At 43.4% G+C, this 14,999-nt stretch carries 13 protein-coding genes and 1 pseudogene; 11 read left to right on the top strand and 3 right to left on the bottom strand.

Annotation, left to right across the window (positions count from 1 at the left end):
* The first annotated feature begins 422 nt into the window (after positions 1-422).
* The 7 genes from F6J99_RS29745 (at position 423) to F6J99_RS29715 (ending at position 5,477) form a co-directional block, all read left to right on the top strand.
* Positions 423-977: a protoglobin domain-containing protein gene (locus tag F6J99_RS29745; protein WP_293118280.1), complete on the top strand. Its 555-nt coding sequence runs from the start codon at positions 423-425 to the stop codon at positions 975-977.
* A 273-nt stretch (positions 978-1,250) separates the two neighbouring features.
* Positions 1,251-1,622, top strand: a complete 372-nt coding sequence (locus tag F6J99_RS29740; RefSeq protein ID WP_009149020.1) for a roadblock/LC7 domain-containing protein — start codon at positions 1,251-1,253, stop codon at positions 1,620-1,622.
* Between the two features lie 356 nt (positions 1,623-1,978).
* A complete protein-coding gene (locus F6J99_RS29735) occupies positions 1,979-2,614 on the top strand; it encodes an ATP/GTP-binding protein (protein WP_075901516.1) in 636 nt (211 codons plus the stop codon).
* A 349-nt stretch (positions 2,615-2,963) separates the two neighbouring features.
* A complete protein-coding gene (locus tag F6J99_RS29730) occupies positions 2,964-3,167 on the top strand; it encodes a hypothetical protein (RefSeq protein WP_293118277.1) in 204 nt (67 codons plus the stop codon).
* Positions 3,168-3,187: 20 nt separating this feature from the next.
* A complete protein-coding gene (locus F6J99_RS29725) occupies positions 3,188-3,691 on the top strand; it encodes an HAD-IIIA family hydrolase (RefSeq protein WP_293118275.1) in 504 nt (167 codons plus the stop codon).
* Positions 3,692-4,141: 450 nt separating this feature from the next.
* Positions 4,142-5,287 carry a succinylglutamate desuccinylase/aspartoacylase family protein gene (locus F6J99_RS29720; protein ID WP_293118273.1) on the top strand — a complete coding sequence of 382 codons (1,146 nt, stop codon included), beginning with the start codon at positions 4,142-4,144 and terminating at the stop codon, positions 5,285-5,287.
* A gap of 52 nt (positions 5,288-5,339) precedes the next feature.
* Positions 5,340-5,477 carry a hypothetical protein gene (locus F6J99_RS29715; protein ID WP_293118271.1) on the top strand — a complete coding sequence of 46 codons (138 nt, stop codon included), beginning with the start codon at positions 5,340-5,342 and terminating at the stop codon, positions 5,475-5,477.
* A 221-nt stretch (positions 5,478-5,698) separates the two neighbouring features.
* On the opposite strand, the gene F6J99_RS29710 is transcribed toward F6J99_RS29715, so the two are convergent.
* Positions 5,699-7,303 carry a helicase C-terminal domain-containing protein gene (locus F6J99_RS29710; RefSeq protein ID WP_365974466.1) on the bottom strand — a complete coding sequence of 535 codons (1,605 nt, stop codon included), beginning with the start codon at positions 7,301-7,303 and terminating at the stop codon, positions 5,699-5,701.
* Between the two features lie 281 nt (positions 7,304-7,584).
* Here F6J99_RS29710 and F6J99_RS29705 point away from each other — a divergent pair, with 281 nt between their 5' ends.
* The gene (locus tag F6J99_RS29705; protein ID WP_293118269.1) at positions 7,585-8,844 is read left to right on the top strand and encodes a transposase; all 1,260 of its coding nucleotides are present in this window, start codon (positions 7,585-7,587) and stop codon (positions 8,842-8,844) included.
* A 46-nt stretch (positions 8,845-8,890) separates the two neighbouring features.
* Positions 8,891-9,154, top strand: a pseudogene (locus tag F6J99_RS29700) (hypothetical protein); the annotation flags it as partial.
* A 341-nt stretch (positions 9,155-9,495) separates the two neighbouring features.
* On the opposite strand, the gene F6J99_RS29695 reads toward F6J99_RS29700, so the two are convergent.
* Both F6J99_RS29695 and F6J99_RS29690 read right to left on the bottom strand, forming a co-directional pair.
* Complete coding sequence (locus tag F6J99_RS29695) at positions 9,496-11,526, bottom strand: ABC transporter ATP-binding protein (protein WP_293118267.1); 2,031 nt, start codon at positions 11,524-11,526, stop codon at positions 9,496-9,498.
* 105 nt (positions 11,527-11,631) lie between these two features.
* Positions 11,632-11,892, bottom strand: a complete 261-nt coding sequence (locus F6J99_RS29690; protein ID WP_293118265.1) for a hypothetical protein — start codon at positions 11,890-11,892, stop codon at positions 11,632-11,634.
* Positions 11,893-12,113: 221 nt separating this feature from the next.
* Here F6J99_RS29690 and F6J99_RS29685 point away from each other — a divergent pair, with 221 nt between their 5' ends.
* Positions 12,114-13,553 (top strand): nucleoside transporter C-terminal domain-containing protein, encoded by a 1,440-nt coding sequence (locus tag F6J99_RS29685; protein ID WP_293118263.1) that lies wholly within the window; start codon positions 12,114-12,116, stop codon positions 13,551-13,553.
* Between the two features lie 216 nt (positions 13,554-13,769).
* Complete coding sequence (locus F6J99_RS29680; RefSeq protein WP_293118261.1) at positions 13,770-14,393, top strand: hypothetical protein; 624 nt, start codon at positions 13,770-13,772, stop codon at positions 14,391-14,393.
* Positions 14,394-14,999 lie beyond the last annotated feature (606 nt).

The following is a 14,999-nucleotide window of genomic DNA, read 5'->3' as shown; positions in this document are numbered from 1 at the left end:
TCATTAATTAGCGTCACTAAAAAAGTGTTCCGGATTGAACAGACTACTTGCTGAAAAGCTTAGTAAGTAAACGTTATAGAGTTGATCTATAAATGTAGTCTCAACTACTAAACATCCAGAAGTTTAGGTTATAGGTACATTCAACTATAAATAAACTCAATAGTTTAAAATTCTGGTAAACCCAAACTATAAACTTCACTAAACTTATACAAAAAAATACTTGTAAATCTTTTATTTTAGCAATTCAAAAAGCTAAAATATAACCAAGTTACAGGATTAGCTATTAGCAGAAAATTATCTATTCAGATAATAATCCATAAAAACATTGCTATAGTCTTTAAAGACTAGAAACTTAAATCAGGGTGCTTTGCTAAATAGTCAAGTAATAACTTAGAGTTAGATTCAGCTATATCGGAGTAATTATGAGCTTAGATCCCCAAGAATTTATGACCAAGATGGAAAAGCGTGTCAAGTTGACTAGTGAAGACAAAGCGCTTCTGAAATCACACGCAGATTGGGGAAAAGAAATTGCTTCTGAAATGGCAGACCATTTCTATACTTACTTAGGTAACGATGAAGAAATGGATGCCATTATGAAAGAGAAGGAAGGTCGTATGGAGCGCCTACGGGCAACCTTTGTGCAATGGTTTTACGAAATGTTCACTGGTATGGATGACTGGGGACAAGCCTATGCTGAACGTCGTTGGCGTATAGGTTTGGTACATGTGAAAATTGGTATCGGTCCTCAACATGTCGTCCCAGCCATGGCAATTGTAGTACAGGCATTTACTAACCGGATCAAAACTGATAGTAAAGATGAAGCCTTGCGGGATGCCCTCAGTCGGATCTGCATGATTGATTTAGCCTTTATTGAGCAAGCCTATGTAGAAGTGAGTTCGGCAGCGGTTCTCAGAGAAACTGGCTGGACAGAGGGTCTATTTAGACGTCTGATTAGTACTGGCGCTAGCTCTATGTAACTAGAGCAATCCTAAATCATTTCTGAACAATACCTCTGAATAAAATAGTTCTGACTCGGAAAGTTATCAGTCCTAAGTAATACCTGTGACTGTTCACTTTACTGTTCACTTTTCCGATAGGATTGCTAGATTAGGTGTCGATTTTGTTGGAAACTAAATCAATAGTCTATAAGTTCTGGCAAATTGGCACTACTCCTACTTAACTATCAGCTATCAGTTTCGAGGAACACAAAGTAACCGAATTACACATTCTGCAATTGGAGTAAGGGAACCATGGCGATCAATTCTCAAAAATTGGGGTATATCCTGCATAATTTTGTTACATCCACTGCTGATATTCAGGGAGCAGCTGTAGTCACAACCGATGGTTTACCGTTAGCATCTAGTCTGCCTGGAGAAATGGATGAAGAACGGGTTTCAGCGATGTCTGCGGCTATGCTCTCCTTGGGTGAGCGAATTGGCTCAGAACTGGCTAGAGGAGACATCGACCGAATCTATGTTGAGGGTAAAGAGGGATTTAGCGTTTTGACCAGTTGTGGAGAAGAAGCGGTATTTCTGGTTCTAGCTAGTAAAGCAGCTAAGCAGGGAGTATTGATGTTAGAAATTAAACGAACTCTGGCTGAATTAAAACCAATGTTGCTATAGTAAATTTGTGGGAATTACTCTACTAATACCTTTGGTTTATAAAAGGGATAAATTATAGTAATTGATAGTCATTTGTAATGGCTGATGGGTAATTAAAAGACTAGTATTAATTATCCATTACCCATTACAAATGGTAATTTTTTAAAAAAAATTGTTGTTAGCATTCTGGATTATTGGTATAACATCAGTGGGTGTGTGAAATTCAATGTAAGCTATTTTTTGTTTAAGGTTGACCACTAACAGTCAAGCATCAACCGTCAACCATCAAGCATCCATCGTCAACAAATTACTTTGATTCACCCCAACCTACTCGCACAGTTGATAACCTGTAGTATTTGCTAGGGAAGCATAACCCAATGGACAATATACGGATTGTAGTAACGGGAACAATAGGGGCTGGCAAATCTACTTTTGTCAGAACATTCAGCGAAGGTGCGGTTATTGAAACAGAACGAACGGCTACGGATGCCACATCATTGTTTAAGAAAAAAACGACCGTTGCCTTAGACTTTGGTTTGCGTCCCTTAAATCGGAACTTGGATTTGCACCTCTATGGAACTCCTGGTCAAGCTCGCTTTGATTTTATGTGGGATATTTTGATTCGCCGAGCTCACGCCTATATTTTATTGATGGCAGCTAATCGAAGCAGTGATTTTGCTAGTGCTCGTCAGATTTTATCGTTTATGCAGGAGCGGGTCACTATTCCAATGATTATTGGTCTGACTCATACTGATGTTGCAGGGGCATGGACTCCAGAGGAAATTATGATGCGCATGGCATACATCGGCGATCCTAACCAACCTCCGATTGTAGCTGTTAATCCCAATAATAAGACCTCAGTATTTGAAGCTGTAATGATTTTGATGGCTCAGATGCTTTGCCAAGGGAGTTTTATTGAAGGTGCTAGGAAAGAAAAAGTAAGTCAGGCAGCTCCGCTACCTGTTAAGAACCAATATCATTGGCCGAAGCCTCAGTTTTTATCAGGGGGTTAGTTAGTGAGTAAGCATTGAGCTAAAGGCCTTGGCCTATGGCCACGCGGGGCGCGTTTGGCCACGCTACTTGAGGTGCTAATGTGCTACAGATGGTGCTACAGATGGTGCTATCAGGTAATAGGCTACGCACACGCGTGCGCGTTCAGCGATCCAGGAGTTCAATGAACTAGTTGAATTGGATCGCTGAATTTTATTTTAAGAGCAATTATAATAGATCTAAATTCAGCAAAATTTTCACAATTCTATAAAACTTGAGGAAAACATTAACTATACCAGTAACTAGATGAAACTTTGATCAAAAAGACTTAAATAAGATGCAATTAACACCAAGTTAGAAGCAACGGGTTCCTTGGCCTGGCAGTGGATTGACCTTGATGAAACTAAACAGCTCATGGATGGAGTGAGCAAGGATGAATCCATGGCTGCTGACGATCTAGCCTCTTATGATCTTGATAAGTTACATTTCTATCATCGGCTAATAACTCCATTCCTTGTCTTGATGCAAAGCGCGAGTGGGGAAAACCCCCTGTTCCCTTGCTGCATCGCTAATTAGTGTACCACCCAGCAAGCTTCATGAATTCAAAACTTGAGCTATTTGTAGATTGCGACTGGACCATTCGCCAGCCGAGTGATCAAGGTAGATTTATCGACCACCCTGACCAGCAAAAAGTTATTGAAGGAGCTGATAAAGCTCTGCAATGTTTCAAAAATAAGGGTTATATCATTCTTGGGGTGACCAATCAGGCTGGAGTTGCAGCCCGACATAAAACCCTGAAGAATTGTATTAAAGAGCAACAGAAAACTCTTAAATTGCTTCCCCAGCTCAAAGGAATTATTTTTTGTCCTGACTATGGGACAACCTGTTATTATTGCGAGCGGCACTACTTTTCTGAAGTAACCAGTAAAGCATACGCTGGAGAATACCGAAAACCAAAGCCGGGAATGATTTTGCAGTTCAAAACGAACGGCTCTTCAGCTTTGATGGTTGGCGACCGCAACGAAGATGCGGAGGCAGCCGTTGCAGCTGGAATTCCGTTTATGTGGACCTCGGATTGGCTAGCCAAATATGGAAGCTGACACAAGTCTGTTCAGGAACTCATATCAAGTCTGGTTGAATACCCATAATTAAAGAGAGAGTGGGAGGTGTGGGGAGATGGGGAGATAGGGAGATAGGGAGATTTTTCTTAAGCGATGCAGCGCGGTCTTGGGGGTTTCCCCCATGAGCGACTGCATCAAGACAGGGTAATTATCCTGAGATGATATCAGTTGCGATCGCACAAGCGCGGAAGCTGAGGCCGTAGGCCACGCTAGGCGAACGCGTGACTCGCGTAGCGTGGCGGCCAATCGCACTCAGCGGAGAGTGATTGCTAATGGGACTTTGGCAAGCCTTGAGGAATATAGCCTTTCTTGTACTTATGAGGTACATTGAATTTTATTAGCCCTACTCCCTACTCCCTACTCCCTACTCCCTACTCCCTACTCCCTAAAAACTAGGACGTTTTACCTAACCCAATTTAAAACTGCTATATGAATCCAACTATTTCTACTATTCCAATTCAGCAACTCACCTCAGGCGATCGCATTTCGCTCCAAGTCTATAAATTCGTTGGCTCCCAACCGGGAAAGAAGGCATACTTACAAGGCAATCTCCATGGTTGTGAAATTGTTGGTAATGCGGTGATTCACCAGTTGATTGACTTTTTGAGAACTCTGGATGACACTCAGCTGACTGGGGAAATATGGCTGGTCCCTGTTTGTAATCCAGCTAGCACTAATCAGCGTAGTCATTTCTTTGCCACAGGAGGGTTCAATCCTTACGATGGTCAAGACTGGAATCGGATTTTTTGGGACTATGAAAAAGAGTGTGATGATTTAGAGGATTTCGCCCAATCTCAACTTAATTTTGATCCTGATGAAATCAGAAATAACTATTTAGCACGGATCCAGTCTAGCTTGAAACAACACTTAGAAGACTGCTACTCTCCGAGGGGATTACCGTTTCGTCACCTTTATCGCTATCAACTGCAATCTTTATCTGTAGATGCTAACTATGTGATTGATATCCATAGTTCTACTAATCAAGGACTTGATTTCTTGTATGGCTTCTACTCTCGGGAAGAAAGTGCCAAAGACTTTCTTCTCGATTATGGAATTGTGATGCATGAGGATGAGTATGATGGGGATGCTTTCGATGAGGCATTTATTAAGCCTTGGCAAGGGTTAGAGAAAGCCTTGGCTAAGTTAGGCAGAACCCTTCAGTTTGATATTGAATCATGGACCCTAGAATTGGGTTCTGGGATGCAAATGAATCCAGAGTCGGTGAAACGGGGAGTATACGGTATCAAAAACTATTTGTCGAAAAAAGGTATGTTAAAATTGCCTGATTTTCCGATAACTGATCCAGACTCCTACCAAATGAAATTAGCATCTAAAGATAACATCGAGAGATACTATGCTCCGGCTGGAGGAATGATTCAATCGAGAGTTGAGTTAGGGAGTCTTGTCAAAGTAGGAGATAGACTTTATCAGCTACTGAGCTTTAATAAAGAAGGAAATCTACCGAATGTAATTGATATCAAGGCAGAGACAGATGGTTTAGTGTTTGATGTTTCAACAAATTATAGTGCAAATCAAGGAGAATATGTGCTATCAATACGGCAATTTGATAATTAGGTAGGGGTGGGAAAAGTTATATCAAGTCCGGTTGAATACCCATCATAAAAGTGTGGGGAGATGGGGAGATGGGGAGATGGGGAGATGGGGAGATGGGGGAGATTTTTATAAAGCGATGCAGCGCGGTCTTGGGGGAAACCCCCATGAGCGACTGCATCAAGACAGGGTAATTATCCGAAGATCATATTAATTAAAACTTGGATTGTAATTAGGAATTGGGTTACTCAACATGTTGGTTTTAATTTTACCAACCTAAACTGATATCAAATAAAAAATCTAGATTCCAGTCCCCTTTTGCCTTTTGCCTTTTGCCTTTTGCCTTTTGCCTTTTGCCTTTTGCCTTTTGCCTTTTGCCTTTTGCCTTTTGCCTTGCTAAAACGCATTTTAAATGCGTTTTAGCTTACTGACTTTCTAAAGCCAACTATCTTGTCCTTCTGGGGCATCTGAATTCAACCAACTAGCATCTAAATAATTAATTCGAGCAAAAGGACTCAAGGCTGATAGCACATGACGTCCATAACTGCGGCGGTTTACACGATTATCTAAGATGGCAACACAGCCTTGAGTAGCTCTTACTGGTGCCACTGCTCGTTGTAATTCTCTTAATGCTGTTGGTAACAAATATAAACGAAACCAATCCTGACGTTGCTGCTTGTAGTAAGCGACTCGACCAGCAACTAATGGATTTTCTAAAGAGGGAATTGGTAAGGTAGCAATCATCAACAGTTGGGGAGAGGGGATTTGAGCTTGATACCTATGCCAAAATTCCCAGCCACAAATCAAAATACCTCTGTTACTGAGACTGGTGGTTTCTACCTGCACCCGGGAACCAAATTCTGCTGCTAAGACTGCCCCTAGCTGGGCTTTGAGGGGGACATCTCCGACTAAAATCACTACTGGTCTGGTGATGTCAGGACTTAGGTTTAGTAGGGTGCGAATTTCTTGAGTCAGAGCGTTTTGAAATCGCTCTGTGTTGGGCATGGGTAGACGATCGGGCAAATACAGTTGAATCTGTCTGTGAGGGGAAAACTTCAAACAGGTTAATTCGTCTAATCCGAGTTGCTGACGGTACACAGAGGCACTTTTCTCTAAATCTAGAGCCCCACCGATTAGCACTACTGGCTGTCTCGACCAAATGGGATTTAAGGCTGTAGCCACTTCTACTGGTGCGCTATATAAGGAAAACTGACCTTGCGATCGCGCAACGGTTGCCCACATTAGCTGACCTGACTGCTGCCAGAAGTGGCAAAACTTTTCCCAGGGTTTCAGCAAATAGAGAGATTCTGGTTCAGTGCTGAGGGAACTTAGTCCATCAAATAGCTTTTGCAAGCCATCTTGCTGATCAGCTTCAATCAGGTAGCACTCATAGGGGTTAGCAGGGCGCTGAAATAAGGCTTTGGTTAGCTTTACCCGCACATCCCGAATCAAATCAGCCTGTTGTGGATGGGCTTGCATCAGTGCGTCCCAGTCTTGGGGCTGGATGCAGCCTTTAAGCTGGTTACTAGTCCAAGATTCTAGGTCATCCACACCATCAATCACAGTAGGAATATGATTAGGAAACCAGCCCTTGTTCTTCAAGCGGTCTGTTAGCCACGATTCTGGTGAGGTAATCAACAGTCCTTGAAACGGTTGATCAGGAAACCTATCACTGGTATGAATTACCTTATCGGTACCAAACCACTGTTGTAAAAGGGGAATTTCCTTTTGCAGCAACCATTCTTGTATCCATAAGGGTGCCACTACGATCACAGGTCCAGACCAAACCAGGGCTGGTGCCAGGTAACTCAGGCGATAGGAAGACTGTAGAGAGGTTTCCTGCAAGGGTTCTAAACCGGTCTGAATCAAAGCAGAACGCCCTAACCGCAAGGCTCGTGCCACTAGCCTCGCCATAGTCAATTGGTGAGGCCAATTGGGTTGACCCTGCGATCGCAGAAAATCTCGTAACGAGGAATGAACTTTGACTTCAATCAAACTAGCATTCAACGGCTTTGGCTCGTTAAACTGAGCAATGAGCACTTATGCTGTGATCTTAAATCATGTATTGGGCAAAAATCGTGAAAGACTAGACAAGCATAGATGGGATTAGGCTGCATCGAAGCCAGAGGTAGTAGCTCAGTATTTTCCTAATTTCCCAGTAACTATTGACATGAGGCTATTACCCTGGCTAGGGTAGTATCATTCGATACAAATTGCCAAATTTTTCATGGCTTAGCCCCAAAGAGACATGTTAAACACCCCCTGAATTAACAAAATTTAACAGTTGCGCAGAGCGCCAGTAAATCCTATAGAATATTAGGATGTTGACTCTGAACTATCGCTACCGAATCTATCCAGACGCCACTCAAGAACAAAGATTAATTGAGTCGATGGAAATTTGTCGCAGTGCTTACAACTATGCGTTGCGGGAGATCAAAGATTGGTGTGATAGTCGCAAATGCTTGATAGACAGATGCTCTCTTGAAAAAGAGTACATCATTTCATCTGAAGCAAAGTTTCCTAACGAAATTAATCAACTTAACAACCTGCCCAACGCTAAGAAAGAATTTCCCAGGCTCAAGGAGGTTCCTTCTCAAGTTCTTCAGCAAGCTATCAAGCAGTTGCACAAAGGTTGGCAGTACTTTCAGTCCCGTGGTTTTGGCTTTCCACGGTTCAAAAAGCATGGGCAGTTCAAGTCTTTGCTGTTCCCTCAGTTTAAAGACAATCCGGTTACGGACTTGCACATCAAATTGCCCAAGATAGGACTGATTCCAATTAACTTGCATCGCCCAATCCCCAACGGGTTTGTGGTCAAGCAAGTGAGAATAATACGGAAAGCTGACCTATGGTATGCATCTATCAACATTCAATGTGATGTCAGTGTTCCAGAGCCTATGCCACATGGTCATCCCATTGGCGTCGATGTCGGGCTGGAAAAATTTTTAGCAACAAGTGATGGTGCTCTCGTCAAGCCGCCGAAGTTTTTTAAGACCCTGCAAAGTAGGCTGAAAGTGCTGCAACGTAGGTTGTCTAGAAAGCAGAAACGGTCTAAGAATTACGAGAAACAGCGGATGCAGATTGCTAGACTTCACCACAAAATTGATAACACTCGGAAGGACTTTCACTTCAAACAAGCTCATGCTCTTTGTGATGCTGGAGATATGATCTTCATGGAAGATTTGGACTATCAAACTATTGCCAAAGGGATGTTGGGTAAGTATATGCTTGATGCTGGGTTTGGACAATTCCGAACCATCGTTAAGTATGTGTGCTGGAAGCGTGGAAAGTTTTTTGGTGAAGTAGATGCCAGGAGGACTTCTCAACAGTGTCCTGAGTGTGGTGGGCAAGTCAAAAAAGACTTGAGTGTTAGAGTTCACAATTGCCCTAATTGTGGGTATAAAACCGATAGGGATGTAGCTAGCGGTCAAGTCATAAAAAATAGAGGGATACAACTGATCAGTACCGATGGACAGTCGGGAATCGAAATTGCCTGTGCAGTCGGTCTACCGGGGGTTGGGACAACCCAATCTAGGTCAGAGGCGAAACCCCACAAGGGAGCAACCAGGAAATCCAAGAAGTGATTCTTGGAAGCCCGCGCTGTATGCGTAGCATCAGCGCCGGGAGGATGTCACTGAATGTCACCCGGAACCAGAAAAATCTGTTTCTGATGCTAGACAGGCGCTTTCCATCGAAGCAATGGTGGATTTGGTTCATAGCTTAAAGCCAGTGGCAGCAGCAGTGGGACGACAGATCGCAGAACCTTTCACTCTTCCTGAGTTAGCGATTGACCTTGGCCAAAAGGCCACGCTACGCGAACGGTCACGCGGGGCGCGTTCGCATCTTAAGCAGAAACGACAATTTTTATTTATAGCGCTACTTGAGGTGGAATAGGGAACTTCGGACAAGGGAACAAGGAATGATTTAGGGTGGTCTTATCGCGCTGCATCGCTCTTTCCTACTGTTACCTGTTCCCTATTCCCTGTTCCCTATTCCCATCAATCCTAGTTTCACATCTTAAATGAAAATGCGGCTCTTCCGTACTTGTTATGCTAAATAAACACTTTAGCTAAGGGAGCAGGGAGCAGGGAGCAGGGAGTAGTGTAAAGAGGCCGTATTCAGAAAATTTTGTTAGTTAAATAGCCTCATTTTCCTTATACAGTAAGCTTTCTGAGTTTTTTAAGTTGAAATTTAGCATAAAAGCTACTGAAGAACCGAAAATGCTAGATTAGCCATCAATCTCCTAACATCTGCAACTTGTATAGACTAGCGTACAATCCGTTTTGCCCTAACAATTCCTCATGGCTTCCCGACTCTACTAACTCTCCTCGCTTTAGTACCAGAATCCGGTCTACATTACGGATAGTGGACAGTCGGTGGGCAATAATAATTGCAGTCCGCTGTTCTAACAGCCGTTCCAAAGCTTCTTGAATCAGAGCCTCGGTAGCCACATCTAAACTAGCTGTTGCCTCATCCAGCACCAAGATTTGGGGGTTACGAATTGCAGCACGAGCAAAGGCTAACAATTGTTTTTGGCCAGCAGACAGATTAGTTCCTCGCTCTCGCAGCTGGGTATCGTAGCTTTGGGGCAGTTTTTCGATAAAACTAGCCACGTTAGTCACCTCCGCTGAGGTTTTAATTTCCTCAATGGAGTAGGTTTCTCCTAAGGAAATATTACTCTTAACATCACCAGCAAAAAGAAATCCCTCCTGAAGGATGACCCCGATGTGGCGTCGTAGTTCTGCTTGGGGTAAATCCCGAATATCAATCCCATCTACGAGAATTCGCCCTTGGCTTGGTTCATAGAGGCGGCACAGCAACCGAATAATGGAACTTTTACCTGCACCGGTTGGACCAACTAAAGCAACTTTTTCCCCTGGATGAATGGTAAAGTGCAAGTCTTTGAGAACATATTCATCTTCCTTGTAAGCAAACCAAACGTGTTCAAAGCAAATCTCTCCGTTTAGGGTTGTTCGCGTAGCGTGACCTTTGGTCAAAGGTTGTTCCCGTAGGGTGGCCGAAAGGCCAAGGTTAGAGGGTTGTTCAGTATAACCATTGCTGAAGGATAAGTTAGAAGAGTGATGGGCTAGATCACCATTCAAGCTGCTTGGAGGCTTTATCGGTAAATCTCCAGATTGTTTCCGGTCTTGTTTGCCTTCCTCAAGCTCTGGAGAACCTACCACCTGCAACCGTCTGACCTGCAACCCTTCGGGGTCACGAATTTCAATGGTTTCATTCATAATGTCACTGATGCGCTCAATGGCAGTGAAACCAGCTTGAAGCATAGTGAATTTTTCTGAAAACCGACGCAAGGGGTCAAATAGCCGCTGAGCATAGAGGATAAAGGCCGACAAATCACCAAAACTCAGGTGATCTTGGAGGATAAAATGACCACCGCTCCACAACACTGCTGCGATCGCTACCAGGGAAATCCACTCTAGGGTTGCTGAAATCGCTGAATCGTTAAAGATGGTTTTGTCTACTTCAGTGATGTATTTTTGGTTAACTGTGCGAAACATCTCGGCATTGTATTGTTCACGGCGAAACAATTGCACAATATTAATGCCAGAGATGTTTTCTTGCAGCATCGCGTTTAGGGAGGAAAGTTCTTCCCTAGATTTGTAGTTAGCTTTGCGATATTGTTTCTGGAAGTAAATAATTAGAGCAGTCACTGGCAGGAGCATTAGCACTAAGATCGATGCCAGTTGCCATTGCACCAAAAACATGGTGGCAGCAATGACTATCATGGATAGTAAATCACCCACGATGCCAATGGCACCGGTGGAAAAGACATCGCCTAGGGCTTCCACATCGCTAGTGAGCCTGGTAATCAATTTCCCTACTGGTGTACGGTCAAAAAATCGCACCGCTAGGGAGGTGACGTGCTCAAATAGGTCTTCCCGGATAGCAGCAGTGATTTTCTGACCTATCTTCACCACCACGAATCCCTGAATCCCAACAAAGACTAACCGGATTAGTATGGTTAATAGTAGTATAGTGATCAGAATATTGATGCTCTGTGAGACAGAGCGGTCTAATAGGAAAGACCAAGTTCGCTCTTCTTGACGAATTAAAGAGATTACCTGACCGACAATTAAGGGTTGAATGGCACTTGCTACGGACAGGGGTATTAATAAAGTAATTGCAATAAATAGCGGGCCTTTGCTGCGACGGGCGTAGGGGACTAGGCGTAGGAAAAGTCTCCAGTCGTTCTCTTGTGTTCGCATTTTTGGAGCTGCCTGTTTACCTGGTGATCTGCTGGTCATCTAACACTAGGGGTGTTAATTTACTTGACAATTTAGTAGAACAAATAAAATTGAGAGTGCTTTGAGCTAACCACAAAGATCCAAAGAACGGGAAGGACTCCGGGGTTAAACGATAGGAGGATGGTCTCGATTGCTCAATTCTGAGGGTGGGCGATCGCTACTCCAAGCCCACCATACATAGCCACACTTACATTGATAAAACTCTTGCCACTTCCGGCGGTGGTCTTCACCCATCACTGGTGAGGAGCGATTAATCCAAACCTTCTCAGCTTCTAGAACAGATGCTCGACAACTAGGACAACAGAATTCCAAGGCATGGGTGGCTGATTTGGTCCACTGAGGCGGTAAGGGGGCAAAAGCATCCATATATATAGCAATCCTCTGGGGGTCTCGGGGGGTAATAGTTGGCAATAGTTACGTTAATTTGGGATTCTTTATTTCCCTGAGACTATTTTAGGGGTTCTACCATCGAGAAATTGCCCTCAATAGTATATTGTTATAGCTGCTAGCTTGACCCAGTAACTCTGCCATAGAATCTGATCGTGCTAGTTCATGGCTAAATTGCCTAATTGGAAACACAAGGGCCCATGTCTCATCCCTTATATCTCAATCTTATTTCCTTCTGTGGTATTTTTGCCCTATGTTTCATTGCTTGGCTCAGTTCAGAGAATCGCCGCCTAATTCCTTGGAAAGTGATCATTTTCGGGATTGGTTTACAACTGGTCATGGGACTGTTAATATTCCTGTTTGCCCCCACCCGCCAATTCATCCTCGGTTTGAATGACGCTCTCAATGCTATCTTGGATGCGTCAGAAGCAGGAGCTAGGTTTATGCTCGGTGGTGGTAATTCTGCCTTTGTTCCTGATCCAGAATTGATGGTTGGTCCTGGTCCAGCGGGACGCTGGATTTACCGAGCAGTGGGAACTCCTTACGTTTCTGTCCCAGGGGATCGCCTCACTCCAGATAATCTGAATTTCGGCTTTATTTTTGCCTTCCGCTCCCTACCCCAGGTGGTTTTCTTTTCCGCCTTGATTGCTCTGTTGTATCGAATGGGTGTGATCCAGCCAGTGGTTCAAGTGTTTGCCAGACTATTCCGGGCAACTATGAGTATTAGTGGTGCTGAATCCCTATCAGGAGCAGCAAATATTTTTGTAGGGATTGAATCAGCGATCGCAGTCAAGCCATTCTTAGCCGATATGACCCGCAGCGAACTGTGTGCTATCCTTACATGCTGCTTTGGTTCGATTGCTTCAACAGTATTGGCTCTCTATAGCAGTTTGTTGCGACCGACTTTCCCCACCATTACTGGTCACTTGATGTCCGCTTCTATCCTAACTATTCCCGCCTGCTTCGTGATGGCGAAACTGATTGTGCCAGAAACCGATGTGCCCAAAACCTTAGGGAAGGTACCAACAGAGGAACAAGACCCGAATCAGAAAAAACCTAGCCCCATCGATAGTTTAATTGTGGGAGCATGGGATGGGGTGAGGATGGCTGTGGGAATTGCCGCTGTAGTCATTGCTATCTTAGGCTTAGTGGCACTCGTCAATACTTTTTTTGCTTATTTGGCTAATTTGGCTGCTAGTGACAATCCCCTACTACAGCTAATCGGTAACATCTTTAGTGTGATTACCTTAGATAATATCTTTGGGGTACTATTTTTGCCCTTGACCTTTCTAACTGGTGTTTCCCTAGATTGGCAGGAACTGTGGCAAGCCTCTGTGCTGATCGGTCAACGGTTATTGCAAACCGAGATTCCTTCCTATCTTAGGTTAGCCCAGCTATCAGCCCAGGGATTAATTAGCGATCGCGCTATTTTGATTATCAGCTATGTCCTCTGTGGCTTTGCTCATATTGCATCCTTTGGCATTTTTGTTGGTGGTTTAGCGAGTCTGGTTCCCGAACGTCGTGCTGACATTAGCGCCATTGGCTGGAAAGCTCTCTGGGCAGCAACTTTAGCTACATACATGACTGGGTGTATTGCTGGTGTGTTTGATTTCGGCAACCCAGCAATTTTGGGAAAATAGTCTGAAGTCAGCAAATGTGAAGTCTAAATTCTAAATTCTAAATTCTAAATTCTAAATTCTAAATTCTAAATTCTACTTGGTGGTGCGTTACGGGGCGAACTATTCCAACGCTGGCTACGAAGTGGAAAATTAGGGCGAGCCCGCCCCTAACGCACCCTACATTCTGAAATGGGAAAAATTGTAATTGATATTTCATAATTTCTCGTGCATAATTCCATGAAACGTAACCAACTTTGGCTGATTGGTCTAACTCTGCTAACTACCCTATTACTGATAATTGGGGGGCGCACCCCAGGGTCTAAACCTGAGCAATTGACTATACCAATACAATCATTACCAGCTCAAGCTCAATTGTCTGCCCTAGCAGCGCCCACTACTGCTGATACCTCAGCCCATACTTTAAGACTTAATCAAGAACCTTATAAAGATCTCACAAAGCGCTTTCAGGTGGGTATACTGGAAGGATATAAGGTTAGTACCATAGCTGGTTTCCCCTTAATGGAAGCACCCGATGGTAACTTAGCCTACACCGTGCTTGTAGAACAAAGAGCGACAGATCGTCCATTAAGCAACCCTTCCCTAGCACAGATTGCTATTGAACAGTTTAGGCGGGGTGAAGGATTTCAAACCGCTAATTTTCAGCCAGTACCAGGAGGGGTGTCTCTTCCTTGGAGAGGTAGCTTAACCCTAGGTGGTCAGACTCAGCCAGTCAGTGGAGTGATCTTGGCGCGTCAGCTGGGTAAAAATGTGGTGGTGATGCTAATTTGCGCCACAGAATCAGCTCAGGGAGACGTTAAAGATGCGATCACACTTTTGGCTAATACTCTCAAACCTCTTTAAGGTGAATGGTATACTCCTTACGCTTAAGGGAAGCTGGTAATTGTCCATCGTCTATGGTGCATTAATTTTTCTCCACCAAAGCTTCCTATAGTTACCAACTATAGGCAGTTTTATGTGCTACTGACTTCTAGTCATCTTGGATGAATCACCTTCTTGGAGGGTGGTTATTACTTTTGTATTTAGTAGTTAGAAAGAAAATAAACTAACCACTAATCAATAACCATCCTTAAAAAATTTTATATATAGACCATGGGACTAAGTTTGACTTTATTTATTTTTCAAAATAGGCTCAATAATCCGGATTTATTTGATTGAGATTGTATTGATAATTAAGCTTTCACGCATGTAAATTATGAGTCGGGGCTGATTGGAATATTGGAATATTGGGAGATTGGGAGATTGGGAGATGGATTGAAGGCTTTTGCACAACTGGATCGATATTAAAATTTATAGCAACCGAAGTATAGTTTAGGACATAGTATTTTGGTTTAAAGGGAGCAGGGAGCAGAAATATGTCTTAGGCTTTACTTCGACTGCTATAAATGCCTATTAGTTTACACCTGATAGCCGACCAACCAGTGCAATTAAAACTGTCAGAATACGGAG

It is taken from the genome of Moorena sp. SIO4G3 (assembly GCF_010692305.1).
GTDB classification, from domain to species: domain Bacteria; phylum Cyanobacteriota; class Cyanobacteriia; order Cyanobacteriales; family Coleofasciculaceae; genus Moorena; species Moorena producens_A.
The sequence above is the reverse complement of the archived record's forward strand: the minus strand, read 5'-3'. Positions and strand labels throughout refer to the sequence as shown.

Coding starts and splice junctions, on each gene's coding strand:
- F6J99_RS29745 (WP_293118280.1), top strand. CDS start 423: ATGAGCTTAGATCCCCAAGAATTTATGACCAAGATGGAAAAGCGTGTC.
- F6J99_RS29740 (WP_009149020.1), top strand. CDS start 1,251: ATGGCGATCAATTCTCAAAAATTGGGGTATATCCTGCATAATTTTGTT.
- F6J99_RS29735 (WP_075901516.1), top strand. CDS start 1,979: ATGGACAATATACGGATTGTAGTAACGGGAACAATAGGGGCTGGCAAA.
- F6J99_RS29725 (WP_293118275.1), top strand. CDS start 3,188: ATGAATTCAAAACTTGAGCTATTTGTAGATTGCGACTGGACCATTCGC.
- F6J99_RS29720 (WP_293118273.1), top strand. CDS start 4,142: ATGAATCCAACTATTTCTACTATTCCAATTCAGCAACTCACCTCAGGC.
- F6J99_RS29705 (WP_293118269.1), top strand. CDS start 7,585: ATGTTGACTCTGAACTATCGCTACCGAATCTATCCAGACGCCACTCAA.
- F6J99_RS29695 (WP_293118267.1), bottom strand. CDS start 11,526: ATGACCAGCAGATCACCAGGTAAACAGGCAGCTCCAAAAATGCGAACA.
- F6J99_RS29690 (WP_293118265.1), bottom strand. CDS start 11,892: ATGGATGCTTTTGCCCCCTTACCGCCTCAGTGGACCAAATCAGCCACC.
- F6J99_RS29685 (WP_293118263.1), top strand. CDS start 12,114: ATGTCTCATCCCTTATATCTCAATCTTATTTCCTTCTGTGGTATTTTT.
- F6J99_RS29680 (WP_293118261.1), top strand. CDS start 13,770: ATGAAACGTAACCAACTTTGGCTGATTGGTCTAACTCTGCTAACTACC.